Origin of the sequence: Arcobacter sp., assembly GCF_050300555.1 — a bacterium.
Classification (GTDB): Bacteria; Campylobacterota; Campylobacteria; order Campylobacterales; family Arcobacteraceae; genus Arcobacter.
The window spans coordinates 178,427-194,412 of record NZ_JBNKXY010000001.1; the positions used below are offsets into that span (position 1 = coordinate 178,427).

General features: G+C 25.7%; 18 protein-coding genes and 1 other RNA gene. 7 read left to right on the forward strand and 12 right to left on the reverse strand.

Annotated elements, in window-relative coordinates; genetic code table 11:
* The first annotated feature begins 176 nt into the window (after positions 1–176).
* The gene (locus ACQY5W_RS00985; RefSeq protein WP_428023061.1) at positions 177–452 is read left to right on the forward strand and encodes a c-type cytochrome; all 276 of its coding nucleotides are present in this window, start codon (positions 177–179) and stop codon (positions 450–452) included.
* An 86-nt stretch (positions 453–538) separates the two neighbouring features.
* On the forward strand, positions 539–2,830 hold the full coding sequence (locus ACQY5W_RS00990) for an EAL domain-containing protein (protein ID WP_428023062.1): 2,292 nt from the start codon (positions 539–541) through the stop codon (positions 2,828–2,830).
* Here ACQY5W_RS00990 and ACQY5W_RS00995 read toward each other — a convergent pair.
* A complete protein-coding gene (locus ACQY5W_RS00995; RefSeq protein WP_428023063.1) occupies positions 2,816–3,658 on the reverse strand; it encodes a GGDEF domain-containing protein in 843 nt (280 codons plus the stop codon). The two genes, ACQY5W_RS00990 and ACQY5W_RS00995, sit on opposite strands and share 15 nt — an antisense overlap.
* A gap of 122 nt (positions 3,659–3,780) precedes the next feature.
* On the opposite strand from ACQY5W_RS00995, the gene ACQY5W_RS01000 reads away from it, so the two are divergent.
* A complete protein-coding gene (locus ACQY5W_RS01000; RefSeq protein ID WP_428023064.1) occupies positions 3,781–5,085 on the forward strand; it encodes an SH3 domain-containing protein in 1,305 nt (434 codons plus the stop codon).
* An 8-nt stretch (positions 5,086–5,093) separates the two neighbouring features.
* On the opposite strand, the gene ACQY5W_RS01005 is transcribed toward ACQY5W_RS01000, so the two are convergent.
* The 3 genes from ACQY5W_RS01005 to rsmH are packed head-to-tail and all read right to left on the reverse strand — an operon-like array spanning position 5,094 to position 9,320.
* Positions 5,094–8,177, reverse strand: a complete 3,084-nt coding sequence (locus tag ACQY5W_RS01005) for an efflux RND transporter permease subunit (RefSeq protein WP_428023065.1) — start codon at positions 8,175–8,177, stop codon at positions 5,094–5,096.
* Positions 8,174–8,425, reverse strand: coding sequence for a hypothetical protein (locus tag ACQY5W_RS01010; protein WP_428023066.1), 252 nt, complete (start codon positions 8,423–8,425; stop codon positions 8,174–8,176). Before ACQY5W_RS01010 ends, ACQY5W_RS01005 begins: the two co-directional genes overlap by 4 nt.
* Positions 8,418–9,320 (reverse strand): 16S rRNA (cytosine(1402)-N(4))-methyltransferase RsmH, encoded by a 903-nt coding sequence (gene rsmH, locus ACQY5W_RS01015; protein WP_428023067.1) that lies wholly within the window; start codon positions 9,318–9,320, stop codon positions 8,418–8,420. The genes ACQY5W_RS01010 and rsmH overlap by 8 nt, the downstream gene beginning before the upstream one ends.
* Positions 9,321–9,380: 60 nt before the next feature.
* Between rsmH and ACQY5W_RS01020 the strand changes: the two genes are divergently transcribed.
* Both ACQY5W_RS01020 and ACQY5W_RS01025 read left to right on the forward strand, forming a co-directional pair.
* On the forward strand, positions 9,381–9,965 hold the full coding sequence (locus tag ACQY5W_RS01020; protein ID WP_428023068.1) for a class II aldolase and adducin N-terminal domain-containing protein: 585 nt from the start codon (positions 9,381–9,383) through the stop codon (positions 9,963–9,965).
* A gap of 117 nt (positions 9,966–10,082) precedes the next feature.
* Entirely contained in the window at positions 10,083–10,358 is a 276-nt protein-coding gene (locus ACQY5W_RS01025) for an HU family DNA-binding protein (RefSeq protein ID WP_428023069.1), read from the forward strand.
* A 58-nt stretch (positions 10,359–10,416) separates the two neighbouring features.
* Here ACQY5W_RS01025 and ACQY5W_RS01030 read toward each other — a convergent pair whose 3' ends face one another.
* The 6 genes from ACQY5W_RS01030 to ACQY5W_RS01055 all read right to left on the reverse strand — a co-directional run bounded on the left by ACQY5W_RS01030 (position 10,417) and on the right by ACQY5W_RS01055 (position 13,771).
* Positions 10,417–10,977, reverse strand: a complete 561-nt coding sequence (locus tag ACQY5W_RS01030) for a glycine zipper 2TM domain-containing protein (protein ID WP_428023070.1) — start codon at positions 10,975–10,977, stop codon at positions 10,417–10,419.
* Positions 10,978–11,019: 42 nt separating this feature from the next.
* Positions 11,020–11,325: a c-type cytochrome gene (locus ACQY5W_RS01035; protein WP_428023071.1), complete on the reverse strand. Its 306-nt coding sequence runs from the start codon at positions 11,323–11,325 to the stop codon at positions 11,020–11,022.
* A 71-nt stretch (positions 11,326–11,396) separates the two neighbouring features.
* The gene (locus tag ACQY5W_RS01040; protein WP_428023072.1) at positions 11,397–11,729 is read right to left on the reverse strand and encodes a hypothetical protein; all 333 of its coding nucleotides are present in this window, start codon (positions 11,727–11,729) and stop codon (positions 11,397–11,399) included.
* Positions 11,723–12,907, reverse strand: a complete 1,185-nt coding sequence (locus ACQY5W_RS01045) for a sensor histidine kinase (protein WP_428023073.1) — start codon at positions 12,905–12,907, stop codon at positions 11,723–11,725. The genes ACQY5W_RS01040 and ACQY5W_RS01045 overlap by 7 nt, the downstream gene beginning before the upstream one ends.
* Complete coding sequence (locus tag ACQY5W_RS01050; protein ID WP_428023074.1) at positions 12,870–13,541, reverse strand: response regulator transcription factor; 672 nt, start codon at positions 13,539–13,541, stop codon at positions 12,870–12,872. Before ACQY5W_RS01050 ends, ACQY5W_RS01045 begins: the two co-directional genes overlap by 38 nt.
* A gap of 2 nt (positions 13,542–13,543) precedes the next feature.
* Positions 13,544–13,771 carry a DUF1104 domain-containing protein gene (locus ACQY5W_RS01055; RefSeq protein ID WP_428023075.1) on the reverse strand — a complete coding sequence of 76 codons (228 nt, stop codon included), beginning with the start codon at positions 13,769–13,771 and terminating at the stop codon, positions 13,544–13,546.
* Positions 13,772–13,968: 197 nt separating this feature from the next.
* Here ACQY5W_RS01055 and ACQY5W_RS01060 point away from each other — a divergent pair, with 197 nt between their 5' ends.
* A complete protein-coding gene (locus ACQY5W_RS01060; RefSeq protein ID WP_428023076.1) occupies positions 13,969–14,742 on the forward strand; it encodes a hypothetical protein in 774 nt (257 codons plus the stop codon).
* A 38-nt stretch (positions 14,743–14,780) separates the two neighbouring features.
* Positions 14,781–15,071 (forward strand): hypothetical protein, encoded by a 291-nt coding sequence (locus ACQY5W_RS01065; RefSeq protein ID WP_428023077.1) that lies wholly within the window; start codon positions 14,781–14,783, stop codon positions 15,069–15,071.
* Here ACQY5W_RS01065 and rnpB read toward each other — a convergent pair.
* Positions 15,067–15,389: RNase P RNA component class A (rnpB, locus tag ACQY5W_RS01070), an RNA gene on the reverse strand. The two genes, ACQY5W_RS01065 and rnpB, sit on opposite strands and share 5 nt — an antisense overlap.
* Positions 15,390–15,417: 28 nt before the next feature.
* Positions 15,418–15,945, reverse strand: a complete 528-nt coding sequence (gene lolA / locus ACQY5W_RS01075) for a LolA-like outer membrane lipoprotein chaperone (protein WP_428023078.1) — start codon at positions 15,943–15,945, stop codon at positions 15,418–15,420.
* Positions 15,946–15,986: the final 41 nt, after the last annotated feature.

Sequence of the window (15,986 nt, forward strand, 5' to 3'; positions counted from 1 at the left end):
TTTGCCATAAATCAAAGCAAAAATTATATTTTTAAATTAAAATTCTAAAGTAATTTTAAATAATGTTACACTTTTCCTCATTTTAGTATTATTTGATTGCTTTCAAAATAAAATAATAAACTTAAAAGTAAAAGTAGTATAATATTTTAATTATAAATTAATAATAAGGGAAAACAATGAAAAAAATCATACTTCTAACTTCTATCCTAGCATGTGCAGCATTTGCTAATCCATATGCAAAATGTGTTGCTTGTCATGGAGCTAATGGAGAAACTGTAGCTATGGGTAAATCTAAAGTTATCAAAGATATGACAAAAGCTGAAATCGTAACTGCATTAAAAGGTTATAAAGATGGTTCTTATGGAGGACCTATGAAAGCTTTAATGAAAGGGCAAGTTACTCCATTAAGCGATGCTGATATAGATGCTATTGCAAATCAAATAGGAAAATAATCACTTCTAAACAAAGTAGAATTAATACTTTTAAAGAGTTTTCTTGTAAAATATAAATATACAAGATTCTCTTTAAGGTATCAATTTTGAAATTAAGCTATAAATCTAAATTCTTATTTTTTCATTTTTTATCTGTTTTTATTTTAACATCTACAATCTATATTTACGATTCAATTTCTAATAAATCAAACATTAACAATATTTCATACAATAACTTTAAAACTGTTTTCAATCAAAAAGAACAATATATACTAAATTTGTTAAACTCCTATAAAAATGCACTAAATGTATTATCAAAAAGCGAACCATTTAAAAATTATATAAATAATAGTGAAGATGTTAAAAATTCAAATCATATATTTTTATCATTGATAGATACTTTGCCAGCAGTTTTTCAAATAAGATATATTGATTTAGAAGGTAATGAAAAAATAAAAATAGATAAAAATCTTTTTTCAAAAGATATACCATCTATAATTACACCAAAGAATCAATTAGAAAATAAATCAAATAGAAATTATTTTAAAACTTTCATAGCTTTAGAAAAGGGAGTTTTTGGTATTTCTGATATAGATTTAAATAGTAACAATGGGAAAATATCTGAACCTAAAATGGCAACTACAAGGATTGCAAAAACTATTTTTGATAAAGATAACAACAAAAAAGGTTTTATTGTTTTAAATGTTCTTTTGGATGAACTCTTTAAATATTTAAGTAATGATGAACTTTTTAAAATATATTTAGTAAATAATAAGGGAAATATTATATTCCCAAATAATGAAAAAATGGGTATTTACTCCAAAAACTTTGATACTTATTTACTAGATTCACACTTTAAAAAGTTAGATATTAAATCTATATTATCAAATGACGAATTTATGAGTGAAAAATATTATTCGAAAAAAATAAAGAATTTTAACTCTGGTGAAGATATCACACTTTTTTTTGAGTCTAAATATAATTTTTTAGAAAAAGATTTAATTAGCCAAAAGACTCAACTAATTTTTGCACTAATTATTATATCTATTTTAGCACTTCCACTTGTACTTTATTTTGCTGGTACTCCTGAAAGACTTGAAGAGAAAATTATCAAACAATTTATTACTGATGATTTAACTAAACTTCCAAATCTAGAACATCTTCTAAATGACTTAAAAGAAAAAGAGTTTAAAAATTCATTGATTATTTTACTAAATATAACAAATGATAAAAATATACAAAATATTTATGGATTTAACGTTTCTAAAGAATTATTAAAAGAGTGTGCAAAATTTTTCACAGAATATAAAAAAATAGATCCTAGATTTTTAAAAGTATATAAAATAAAACATAATGTTTTTGCATTTAAATACTTATATAAAGATAGACCAACTTTAAATAAATCACTAAATAAACTACAAAATCTATTAGAAAATAAAGAGTTTATTATCCTTGATAAATATGAAATAACTATTGATACTGCAATTGGGGTAAGTGGAATAGATACACTAAATAATGATATAAACGAGCTAAAAGAGGCTGAAATAGCCCTTGATGATGCAATAGAATCAAACCATGATATCTCTATTTATAATAACTCCCATATTGAAAATATAGAAAAATATAAAGCAAATATTGACAAAATAAAAGTAATAAAAGATGCAATACTAAACAATAATGTGCTTATTGCATTTCAACCTATTTATAACAACTTTCAAGGAAAAGTTGAAAAATATGAAGTACTTGTAAGATTGAAATATAAAGATAAAATATTTTATCCTGATGAATTTTTACAAATTTCAAAAAGAATAAAAAAATATAAAGCCTTAACAAAGATTATTATTCAAAAAACTTTTGAATATTTTGCAGATAAAGATTTTGAGTTTTCTATAAATTTAAGTATGGAAGATATTATTGATGAAGAGATTAGACAGTATCTTTATGAAGAAATAGTAAATAATAATGTTCAAAATAAACTTGTAATTGAACTTGTTGAAACAGAAGCTATAAATAACTATGAAGCTTTTACAAATTTTATTAAACAAATCAAAAAACTTAATTGTAAAATTGCTATTGATGACTTTGGAAGTGGTTATTCAAACTATGATTACATTATCAAACTTTCTGATTACATAGATTATCTTAAAATTGATGGTACACTTATTACTGATATTGATACAAATAAAAAGACTCAGCTTCTTGTAGGTACTTTAAAATTCTTATGTGATAGTTTAAAAATAAGAACAATTGCAGAGTATGTAGAAAATAAAGAGATATTTGAATTTATAAAAGCTATGAATATAAGTTATTCCCAAGGATATTATATAGGAAAGCCAGAGTTTGAATTAACAGTTAATGAAAATATAGAAGAAGGCAAAAAAAACCTAAACTACTTCTAATCTATCTCTTCCATTGGTTTTAGCTTCATAAACTTTATCATCAGCCATTTTTATAAAATGCTCTATAGAATGAGCTTTATTATAAAAAGAGACTCCCATAGATACGGTTATAGATATCTCTTTTAGAGGATGGAAAATCTTTTGAGACTTAATATCTTCCCTTAAGATATTAAGTTTTTTTATTAATTCATCTTTTTTTTCAAAACATAAAATAATAAATTCTTCTCCACCATATCTATAAGCTTCACCATTTAAATTATAAACATGAGATTGAATTTTACTAGCTAAAAATTTTAAAACTCTATCTCCTGTATCATGTCCAAAATTATCATTTATACCTTTAAATCTATCAGCATCAATAAATACTGCACAAAGTAAATTTGAGTGCTTTTGTTTTGTAAAGATTTCTAAATCCTCTTCCATTTTTCTTCTATTGTAAAGTAATGTTAGGGGATCTTTATTCATCATATCTTTTAAAATCTCTTTCTCTTTTAAAAGTTGTTCTATTAGATTATCTTTAAAGTTTTCTACAGCATTTATATTTTTTTGTTCTAAAATTTTGCCCAATTTAAATTCAAATTTATTTAATTTTGAATTATAATCAATCTCTTTACACTCGATTTTAATTGATGGTTTTTCTTCTCCCAATCCATTTGTCAAAATCAAATTATCTACTTTTTTTATGTCATATCTTATTTTATCATCTACAATTTTTATATCTAAAAGTTCACTTCTCCAATATTTATTGATATCTTTACATAAAACTCTTTGTTTCATATTTAATATATCTTCAAATATCTTTTTACCAATAGAAATTGTAATTGTCACTTATATTTAACCTTTAAAAGCATTTTTAACATCATATAGTATAACAATTTACAAAGACCTAAACATCAATTTAAAACGCATTATGTTAGAATCTAAAAATTTGAAAATCTTTTAGGACAATTATGAAAAAATACTATTATTTATTATCTATTTTATCCATATCTATTTTATTTTTGGGCTGTTCATCTAAGCAAATAGATTACGAAGTAAAAGATTTAAAAACATATAAACAAGATGGAAAAGATTATATTTCAAACTTACCCTACTTTGATAAAGCCATTCAAGAAGAGTTAAATAAACAGTTTGATGAAAGATATTTTAAGCCATGGCATAAAGATAAATTTGAAGCTAGTTTAGAAGATGTAACATGGCAATTTAAATATAAAAATGACAAAATGTATGGAGATAATAATAGACTAATAAAAAATCAATGGTTTGATGAGCAAATTGATAATTCTAATTTTGAAAGATATAACACATTTTTACGAAAAGCAATTACAGTTAAAAATACAAATTTAAGGGTATTTCCAACAAATAGTAAAATTTTTTACAATCCTGAAATCCCAGGTGAAGGTTATCCTTTTGATTATAATCAAAACTCAGGGATAAAAATCAACTCCCCTATTTTGATTTCACATTTTTCTAAAGATAGAGCTTGGGTATATGTTCTCTCTTCTTTTGCAAAGGGTTGGATAAAAGTTGAGGACATAGCCTTTGTAGATGATAAAATTATTAACTTTTTTGAAAATCAAAACTACTATATAGCTATAAAAGATAACTTTCCCATTTATAAAAAAGGTGTATTTTTAGAGTATATAAAACTTGGAACTCTTTTTCCGGTGAAAAATAATAAAGCAATCACAGTAGGAAGATATGCAAATAATCATGGATATATAAGAGTTGTGGAGATACCAAATATTTATATTGCTAAAAAGCCAATTGATTTTAATAGTAAAAATGTTTCTAATATCATAAATGAATTGTTAAATGAGCCTTATGGTTGGGGTGAAGCATTAAATCATAGGGATTGTTCTGCTTTAACAAAAGATTATTTTGCACCTTTTGGTATAAATTTAAAAAGAAATTCATATGGACAAACTTTAGATTATAAATATTATGATTTAAGTAAATTTACAAATGAAAAGAAAAAAGAGTTTATATTAGAAAATGGTATTCCTTTTTTAACCTTAACCTATATGAAAGGTCATATTATGATTTATATAGGTCAAAAAAACAATGAACCACTTTTTTTCCATAATGTTTGGGGTGTAAAAACAAAAGACTTTTTTGGAAATGATGGTAGAAAAATTGTAGGAAAAGCTGTAATTAGTTCACTAGATATGGGTGAAGAGTTAAATAATTTTGATGAGAAAAAAAGCTTAACTTCTAGGGTTTTAGGAATTGTTAATGTTACTCAAGAAAAATGAGTAACACACTAAAGTTTTCTTAGATAAACAAGTCTATATAGCATAGGTACATAATATAGATTTAAAACTGTCGCCCACAATATCCCAAAACCTAAAGAAACAGCCATAGGCTGTAATATAAGTGCTTGCCCTGAAGCAAAAAACATTAAAGTAAATAGTCCTAAAATAGTCGTAACAGAAGTAAGAAGTATAGGTCTTAGTCTTAAAAGAGCAAGTTCTAAAAGTTCATCCAAAGATTTTGCTTTTTTAATAAAATCCATCATGATAATACCATCATTTACAATAACTCCAGCAAGTCCAACCATACCAATCAAACTTGGCATTGTAATATTTAAGCCTAATACAAAATGTCCTACAAAAACACCTAAAATAGATAGAGGTATAGTTGAAAGAATTATCAAGGATTTAACCATAGAATCAAACATCCAAACTAATGCAATAAAAATTAAAACAATAGCAATAAGAGCTGCTTGTCCCATCTCTTTTTGGACTTTTTCATTCTCTTGTTGTTCACCTTTAATATCAATTGTTACCTTATCTTTATACTTCTCTAAAGAAGGATTTAACTTTTCAAAAACTTCAGCTGATGTAATTCCTCCACCAATTGAACCTGTTATAGATACTATTCTTTCACCATTTTCTTTAAATATCTGAGAATAAGCATTTTTTCTAACAACATCTACAACATCTTTTAATAATATTTTCTCATTACTATTTGGAATCAGAAGTTCAAAATTATCTAAACTACTTAATAAATCTTTATTTTTACTTTGAAAAACAACATCAACTATGCCTGTATCATCAAACATTTTTGAGTAAGAACCTTTAAAATAAAAAGGTCTAATGGAAGAGACTATATAGTTTTCTGTAAATCCTAAATTTTGCCCATAAGGATTTACTTTAAATTTAAGCTCAATATTTCCCATTATTAAATCATATGCCACATTTGAGACACCTTTTATTTCACTAAGTGCTTTTTTTATATTTGTAACAGCATCTTTTACATTAGCATTACTTCCACTAATTGAAAGTTCTAAATCATTTTTTACAATTCCAGCTTTTGGAACAAAAACTTTTAACTCATCAAATTCACCATTTATTGCTAAAGGTTTAATAAGTTCTCTTAATTCATTTTCTACTTTTTGAGCTGGTTTAGTTCTTATCATATTTGTATCATCATATTTTGGAGATAGATATGGATTTATATACTTATCAAAAATATTTTCTGGTGCTTTTTCATGTAAATTTACAAAAATTTGAAAATAAAACTCCTCATTTTGAGGCTGATTTTTACCATCAAGCTTTAACCCAATAACCGAAGAAATAGAATCAACATCTTTTTTAAAATCATACTCTTTTAAAATTTTTTGTTCTATCTTTGCAACTAAAGCTTCTGTTTGTTCTATCTTTTTACCAACTCCAACAGAACCATTTATATAAACTTGTGTTGTATCAAAATCTGGCAAAAACTGAAACCTAGACCCCATTGCAATAAAAACAGTTAAAAAAACAATAGAAAGTACCATACCAAATAAAGAGATATACTTCTTTTCCAATAAAAAAGATAAAACTTTTCTATAAAATGTCTTATTCCAATCCCAGATTTTATCTGCTTTTTTTACTTTATCATGGACATTAAAAATCTGTTTTGCATGTAAAGGCAAAAAGAAAAATGCTTCCACAAGTGAAGATAGAAGTAAAATAGTTATCATAATAGGAAGTACTTTCATAAACTTCCCTACTTCTCCTGTCATAAGTAATATTGGTAAAAAAGCAAATATTGTAGTTGCTGTTGCTGTTAAAACTGCTGGATAAACTTCCACAGAGCCATCAATTGCTGCAGTTAATCTATCTTTTCCCATTTCCATATGTCTATAAATATTTTCACCTACAACAATTGCTTCATCCACAAGCATTCCTAGTGCAATCAAAGCACCTAATAGTGAAAGCATATTTAAACTATATCCCATAGCTTCTGCACTTATAAGACCTATCATAAATGATGTAGGAATACCTATGGCAATAACTGTTGCTATTCTTGCATTAATAAAGAAAAACAAAGCTATAAAAAGTAAACAAAGACCAAAAAGTATATTAGATACAACAGTATTCAATCTATTTTTAATCCAAACAGAAGTATCTGTATGTGTTGCAAAATTTAGTTCAGGATACTTAAGCTTATACTCTTTTAACATTGCTTTTATATTTTTAACTAACTCAATGGCATCACCAGTTTCACTCTTATTTACACCAACTGAAACATCTTTATTTCCATTAAAATGTGAAATACTATTTACATCCGCTAGTTTATAACTAATCTCTGCTATATCTTTTAAATAAATCTTTTGATTAGATAGTTTTAAAATAGTATTTTGAATATTTTTTACCTCTTTTTCACCATTGAAAGTACTTAAATAGTAGTGTCTTGTACTATCTTTTATAATTCCAGCAGGAAAAATTGAGCTTAAATTCTCAACTGTTGTAATTACTTCTTGTAGATTAAGTCCATATGCTAAAATTTTTCTTTCATCAAACTTGATAAGTAACTCTTTGTCACTATCGCCCCAAATAGAAATATTACTTAAATCACCCATTTTAGATAAAGATGATTTTAACTCTTTAGCTACTTCAAGAAGTTCTGTTTTTGGTTTATTTCCATAAACAACAACTGTAATAAGAGGTATCGCATGGACAAGCTCTTTAACAGTTGGTTCATCCATATCTGATGGAAAATTTGTTTTTGTTTTTGTAATAATATCTTTTACATTATCAATTATATCTTCAGCTTTAAAACCACTTTTTAGTTTTACATTTATAGTAAAATATCCATTTTTAATTACAGAAGTTATATCTGATGCTTCATCCAATGATGACAATTCATCTTCTAAGTCTTCAACTGCCATTTTATCAAGTAAGTCAGAACTAGCTCCTACGTAAGAACCATTTATAACCACAGAATCAAGTGCAGCAGGAGGAAATATCTCTTTTGGAATTTTGTTATAGGCAAAAATTGCTAAAATCAATAAAAAAAGTAAAAGAAGATGATTTAAAATTGGCTTTTTAATACCAAATTCTATTATATATTTAATCATTTATTTTCCAAACTATTTATTAAAAGTGAATCTATAATTTGATTTTTGAATTTCATATCTTCTAATTGTTGTTGTAAAAACCTATTCTCTTCTTTTAGAGATATATAGTTGGCGTAAAGTTTATTTATATCTTTACTTACATAATAAATATTATTTGCTAAATATATTTTAGGAAAATATAAAGCTAATGATATAAAAAGCACCGATAAAACAATTAAAAGTGAATTTTTTGCATTTAATCTAATCAAACTTGAAAACCCTTAATTTTGAACTTCTACTTCGTGGATTAGTTTTTATCTCTTCATTTGTTGGAATTATAGGCTTTTTCGTTATAACTTTTCCTAAAGCATTATTATTTCCACAAGTACATCGCATAACATCACTAGAACAAATACAATTTTTACTCCACTTTTTGAAGTAGTTTTTTACAATTCTATCTTCTAAAGAGTGAAAAGAGATAATTGCAATTAGGCAATTTTTAGGTTTAAGTTCTTCAATTGAATCAAAAAGTCTTTCTAAAACTCCAAGTTCATCATTTACTTCTATTCTAATTCCTTGAAAAGGAAGAGTTGCTGGATGAAGTTTTCCTTTATTCATTTTTTTTGAAATAAAAGTTGATAACTCTTTTGCACTTGAAAAAGGTCTATTATTTACAATTAAAGAAGCAACTTTTTTATACTCTTTTACCTCTCCATACTCTTTAAAAACACGTTCTAACTCACTTTGAGAATAACTATTTACTACAACTGAAGCATCTAAGGCTTGTTCTTGATTCATCCTCATATCTAAAGAGTCACTATCAAAACCAAATCCCCTATCCTCTTTATCAAGTTGTAAAGAAGATACTCCAATATCTGCCAATATTCCTCTTATATCGTACTCTTTAAAACTATTTAAAACTGTTTCAAAATTTCCTTTATTAAAAATCACCCTATCTAAAAAAGGTTCTAATCTTATTTTTGAAAACTCCAACGCTTCATTATCTTGGTCATTACATATTAGTTTTACATTTGAATTTTGTTGTAAAAGTCCCTCAGAATGACCTGCATATCCTAAAGTACAATCAATTATATACCCATTATCAATATTTTCAAAGACTTTTAATGTCTCTTTATACAATACAGGGATATGTGGGATTTTCATTAAAAGGGTCCTTATAAATTTTTCTATATAATATCCAAAACATTATTTAAGGCATTTAAAATGATTGATCAAAATCACATAGACCAACTAAGTAAGCTATCTTTAACCCTATTTAGAAAAAACTTTTTTGGAATATATCATGGCTCTATCTCTTCAAAACTTGACCATAATAGTTTTATGATAAATACTTCAGATGCTATTTTTGATGAGATGGGAGAAAAATCCTTTTGTGAACTTAGTATGACCAATCGAGATTATAGATGGAAAATAGCAAGTATTGAAGCACATATCCATGCAACTATATATAATAATATCCACGAAGCAAAATATATTGCTTTTGGAGTTCCTATTTATACAACAGCATATACCTTTGAACATGATGAAATAAAATTAGATGATTATTTTGGTAAAACTACTTTTGATAGAATAAAAGTAATTGACCCAGGAGACTTTTCAACTTGGTATGATAGAAATGCTTTAGAAATTACAAAATATTTAAAAGAGACAAAAAGCCACATTATGATTATAAAAGGGATTGGTGTTTATGTTTATGATAGGGACATAAATGAACTAGTAAAAAAAGTTGCAATTATAGAAAATAGCTGTAGATTATTAAGTATAAAATCAAGTTTTAGAGAGAAATAATCATTTTTTTTCAAATAAACCTCCATTTGTGGGAAATTTTTAAATACTTTTAGCTATTTTAAAGTTTAAATACTATAAAGTTTTGATAACTTTAAATCTTACATAAGGAGTTCTTCAATGAACAAAGCTGAATTTATCGACGCAGTAGCTGCAAAAGCTGGATTATCTAAAAAAGACGCAAAATGTGCAGTTGATTCTGTATTAGAAACTATTACTGAAACATTAGTTAAAAAAGAAACAGTAAGTTTCATCGGATTTGGAACATTCTCTACTGCATCAAGAGCTGCTAGAACTGCAAAAGTTCCAGGAACAACTAAAACTGTTAACGTTCCAGCTACTACTGTAGCTAAATTTAAAGTTGGTAAAGCTTTAAAAGAAGCTGTTGCTAAATAATTTTATATTATTACTTTAAAATAAAAAAGGTAGGCTATTTTTAGCCTACCTTTTTTTATTAAAAATTAATTTTAGTTTCTACTTTTATATGATTTTGTTTGTAAGTTGTAAACTTAGAATAAGATTTTCCATTGTAAGTAAAATAATTATCATACCCTTTTAAAACATCTTTTCTAATTACTTTATTTTCATTGTTATTGCAAATATTTCTTCTTTTTGTTTCATAATAATATTTTTCATTATTATTTGGAACTCTTTCATAATTTCTCATTCCATTTGCAACAGTCGCACCTAAAAGCCCACCTATTACTTTAGCAGCTACTTTCCCATTGCCACGTCCAATTTGATTACCAATTATAACACCAGTAGTAGCACCAATAATTGTATCAACTCCTATACTATTTTCATCTTTATATGATGTTCTATTTCGTGGACTTCTTACTTCATACTCTTCATAACAAGAACTCGAATGTCTATGGGGAATAACTTCTTCTATTGTTTCATATACAGGTTTAGAATAATCAACTTTTACTAACTCCGTAAACCTATCACCTTGAGCGAATAGTGATGTGGAAATTATTGATAATCCTAAAAATAAAGTTTTTAATGGCTTTTTCATAACTGCCTCCTTAATAAGTACAAAACTCTTTTTTATCTACTTTTATTTTAAAGTTGAAATATAAGTAGCAAGAGCATCTATTTTTTTATCATCAAGTTTTGAAACTTGACCTTTCATAACACCTTTCATAGCTCCACCATAAGAACCATCTTTATAGCCATTTAAAGCAGAAATTACTTTTTCTTTTTCCCAACCTTGAATTATTTGTGATTTTCCAAGTGCAGCTTTTTCTGCATTTTGTCCATGACAAGAAGCACACGCTTTATATAAAACAGCTCCATCATTTGCCATAAGTGACGTTAAACCTAAAATTGAACTTACTACTAAGATTTTTGTTAAAGTTTGCATTTTAACTCCTTTTATTGATTTGATAAAAGAAGTATAAAAAATAAAAGTGGAAGGATTGTGAATTTAAAAAATTATTTTAGCTTTCCAAAGACTTTATATATTTCCCAATATTCATCTAAAGCTTTTTGTAACTCTTCATCACTTAAAGATGTAGGTTGTTTTACACCAAATCTACTTATAAAAGCTTCTGGCATAATAGTTGTATCTTTTGTTGGATTTTTAAGATATTCAAGCATAGCTTTATTTACAGAAGTTTTAGAACTATATTTTAATAAATACCTATAAAAATATTTATCAATAGATACAGGAAGATTTTTATGACATGAAATACAATTGTTTTCATAAACACTTGCAAATGAAAAAGAGATAAAAATAAATGCCAATATAAAAATTTTTCTTACCATGTTAACTCCATTTGAGTACCGATACCAAGTTGTGAGTTGATTTTAATATCTATATTATACTCTTTTGTAATCATATAAACTATATTTAGCCCTATTCCAAAACCACCAACACTTTTATCAAATCTAGCATATCTTTCAAACATAGATGGAATTTTATCTTTAGATATTCCTTTTCCACTATCTTTAATAATTAATTTATTATTTTGAAGTGTAACTTCTATGCTTCCTTCTATTTTATTGTACTTTATTGCATTTGAAAGAAGATTATCAATAACCTTACCTATCTTTTTTTCATCACAAAAGATTCTTACACCTGAATCTATATTTTTTACAAAAGATATTTTTTTAACATCAGCCAAAGTTTTAAAATAATCTATTCTATTTAAAACAATTTTTGATAAATCTAAATCTTCATTTTGAGAAATAATTTTGTTATTTAAAGCCAAATAAGTCAAATCTTGATATATATTTGAGACAGTTTTAGCCCCAGTGTCGATTCTTTTTAATTTTTTTTGTAATTTTTCATCTTCCAATTTGTCTATTTCTATCATCTCTATATTTGTAATAATTGCACTTATTGGTGTATTTAACTCATGGGTAGTATCTTTTATAAATCTATCCAAAAGATGTAAAGAATCACGCATTGGCTTTAAAAATAGTTTCAATAAAAAGTAACCTAAAATAAACATAAATGAAAATCCAGCAATCAAAAATATCGTAATCTTATTTTTAACTTCACTTAACCAAAGTTTATCCTCTGGTATTTCAAGAAGTACATATTTTGCACCCAAATAATAAGATTCGGGTTCTTTTATGTAATGTATATGATTATTTGTAGTATATGTTATCTCATCTAATTTTACTTTTGCAGATGTAAGAGTTGAAAATATAAGATTTCTATCACTATCATAAATTGCGGAATTAAATCTCTCATCCCTTGGATAAAACTTATATTTATCAAAATTTATATGCAGATCTTTTAATCTTGCAATCAAATCATTTGAATACTCTTGTAAAGTTATTCTTTTATTTTGAAGCATTAAATCTTTTTTAAAATTGTAATATAAAAATGATATAAATAATAAAATTACAATACAAAGTACACTATACAGTGTTAAAAAGCCCCAAAGAGTCTTTTTTTCACTCTGTGGTAAATCTATATCCAAGCTTTTTAACACTTATAATTCTCTCTTTCCCTAAAATTTTTCTCAAATTTTTTATATATGTTCTCAAAGAATCATCACTACTTTCTTCACCATAATCCCAAACATTTTCATAGATTATCTCATGGGATAACATTTGTTCTTTATTTTGCAAAAATAGTTTTAAAAGTTTTGTTTCTTTGTTGTTTAATTTTACTTGCTCATCATCTTTAAAAAGTAAATTAGAACTAGCATCAAAATATATATTATCAATAATATTTACTTTTGTATCTTTATTATGAAAATATCCCCTTTTAAGTATAGATTCTATTCTAATAAGTAACTCTTTTAATTCAAAAGGCTTTCTAATATAATCGTCACATCCAAGATTAAATCCTTTCTCAAAAGAATCCATTGAATTTAATGAAGTAATAAATATAACAGGAGTATTAATATTATCAATTCTTAGATTTTTCAAAAGTTCAAAGCCATTTAAAGAAGGTACATTTACATCTAATAAAAGTAAATCAAACTTTTCTTCATAAATTTTTTCATAGGCATCTTCTCCATCATAAAAAGATAAAACATCAAAATTACTCTCTTGTAAATATTCAACTATAGTTTCATTTAATGTAATATCATCTTCTAAAAGTAAAATTCTTCTTCTCATATTTATCTTTTTTCTTTTGATTTTTGCATATTTATTTTATATTGTTTTTTCTCTTTTTCATTCATTGTTGAGACTCTTGATTTTAACTCTTTTTCAAATTTTGCTTTATTTTCTTTTTTAACAAAACCTATTATTTCTATTAACTCTTGGGTAGACATTTCAGAAAAATCTACAGCAAAAAGTGGTGTTAAAAAAATTAAAATTAAAATCAAACTTAGTAATTTTTTCATATTCTTTTCTCTTTAAATTTTTAATTTATCATACCATAAATATTGTGGAAAAATTGTAAAACAATACTTTTTAAGCTTTCTTAAAGTAAGATAAAATTTATATATTTTGTCATTTCATCATTATATAGTAAATATATTTTAAAGTATTTATTGTATATAATACAACTTTTAAACAAAGTTCTAAAAAAGGCTAATATATGATTCAAGTAGGAAAACTTTTTCAAAAAGTACCATATTATGTAAGGGATTTAGAGTGTGAATATAAATCAATTCATGAAATTGAAGAGGTAGTTGATGAGTTCCTTTCTAACTACATGATGACTACAGCAGATTTATATAGTGTATTTTCTAACAACAGAGATTCATCTACAAATTTACATGTTTTAGTCAATGATGGTTCGATGCCAAAAAATTCAATTCATCCTGATTTTGAACATCCAATTTTTGATATTACATATGAGGAACTAAAAGACTCAAAAACAAAAGCAAATAAAGTTAATTCTTTAATGTTTATAGAAGAGTTTCAAAATAGACAAGAGTTTGACTTAGCTAAAACCTTTGATGATATTATTGGTTGTGATGGGGAAGAACTTTTTATATCTTTAAAAGAAGAAAAATTTGATATGTTTAACCCAAGCTCAATTAATTTTGACCATAGGGTAAATTTAATTGCAAAAAAAAATGTAATTATTGAAGTTTGTACTTTATTTGATATTACATATAAACACCTATACGAACAATTAAATCCAAATATTGTAAAACATGTGTGTAAAGATTTAAATATAACTTATAAAGCTTTAGCAAAAGAGATTGGATATAAGCCAGACACAATAAATAAAGCAGCTTCTTTAGGAAAAGTTTCAGAACAACTTCTAAAAGCTATAAATATGTACTTAGAAAACCTAAGATTAAAAGAGTTTTTAAAAGATTTTGATGTTATGAAAGCTACACTAAAGAGGATTTTAGATTGATTATATTAAAATCCAAAGAAAAATTGAAAGACTAACTAATGATAAAAAATATTTTTCTAGTAGCTATTACTCTAGTGCTATTTACAGGCTGTTTCTTTGGTGGGGAGACTAAAGAAGAGTGGACATCATATATCTATCCAGATAAAGCCAATACAAAAAGAAGCCTTATTTCACCAGCTAAATTTCCAACTTTGGAAATATGTAGAGAAGTCTCTTTAGGCGTTTTAAAAGAAAAAGGTTTAGATACTAATGGTACTTATAAATGTGGTAAAAACTGTAATTATCATGAGGGTATGAAATTAGATATTTGTGAAGAAATGAAGCAATAAAGGCACAACTGTAAGCCGCGTTTTGTATTTGACAATAATTTATCTAGTTGTTAAATTACTTAAACAATCTTGCGAAGAGAAAAAATGTGAAGCTAAATACCGTCTCTTCTTGCTGCGAGTTGGGTTTACAAAGCTGTTATGATTACTCAAAACACTGGTGAGCTCTTACCTCACCGTTTCACCTTTACCATAAATGGCAGTTTACTTTCTGTTGCACTATCCCTTAGGTTTCCCTAGCCATCCTTTAGATGGAACCCTGCTCCACTGCAGCCCGGACTTTCCTCTTGAAATTCATCAAGCTATTGTCTGTTGTACCTTTAATGATGAAATTCTAGCTAAAAAATAATTACTTTCTTATTATGTCATACTCTTCAGGTGGCAAAAACTTAAATATCTCTTCATCCACTTCAATATTTTGTTTAATATCTGAAAAAGTAATTACAACACTATTTTCTAAAGCATCTTTATACTCAATTTTTTGGATAAAATTATCCTTTGTAAAAAGGTTATATTCTACATCATAAATATTTGCCACATACTTATTTTTCGATACTTCTTTAGCATTTTTTATTAGACTAATAATATCAATCTCATGTTGTAGTTCAGTTAATATAGCTTGTTCTAATTCAGGCTCATCAATAACTGCAAAATTGTTTATGATATATACATTTTTTATAATTGGCTCTTTATACTGCCATAAAATATAATAAGGCTCTTTTAATACTAAATGTCCTTTATACAAAATCTCTTTTTGAGAAGGATTGATAATTTTTTGTTCAAAATTTGCGTCAAATGATTTAATATCATTTAAAATTGAGGCTTGTGAAGATAAAGATAAAACAAACATTACAATAAAAACCAATTTATAAAACATAATTTAACCTTCTTTTTTATATAATCATCGGATTATAACGG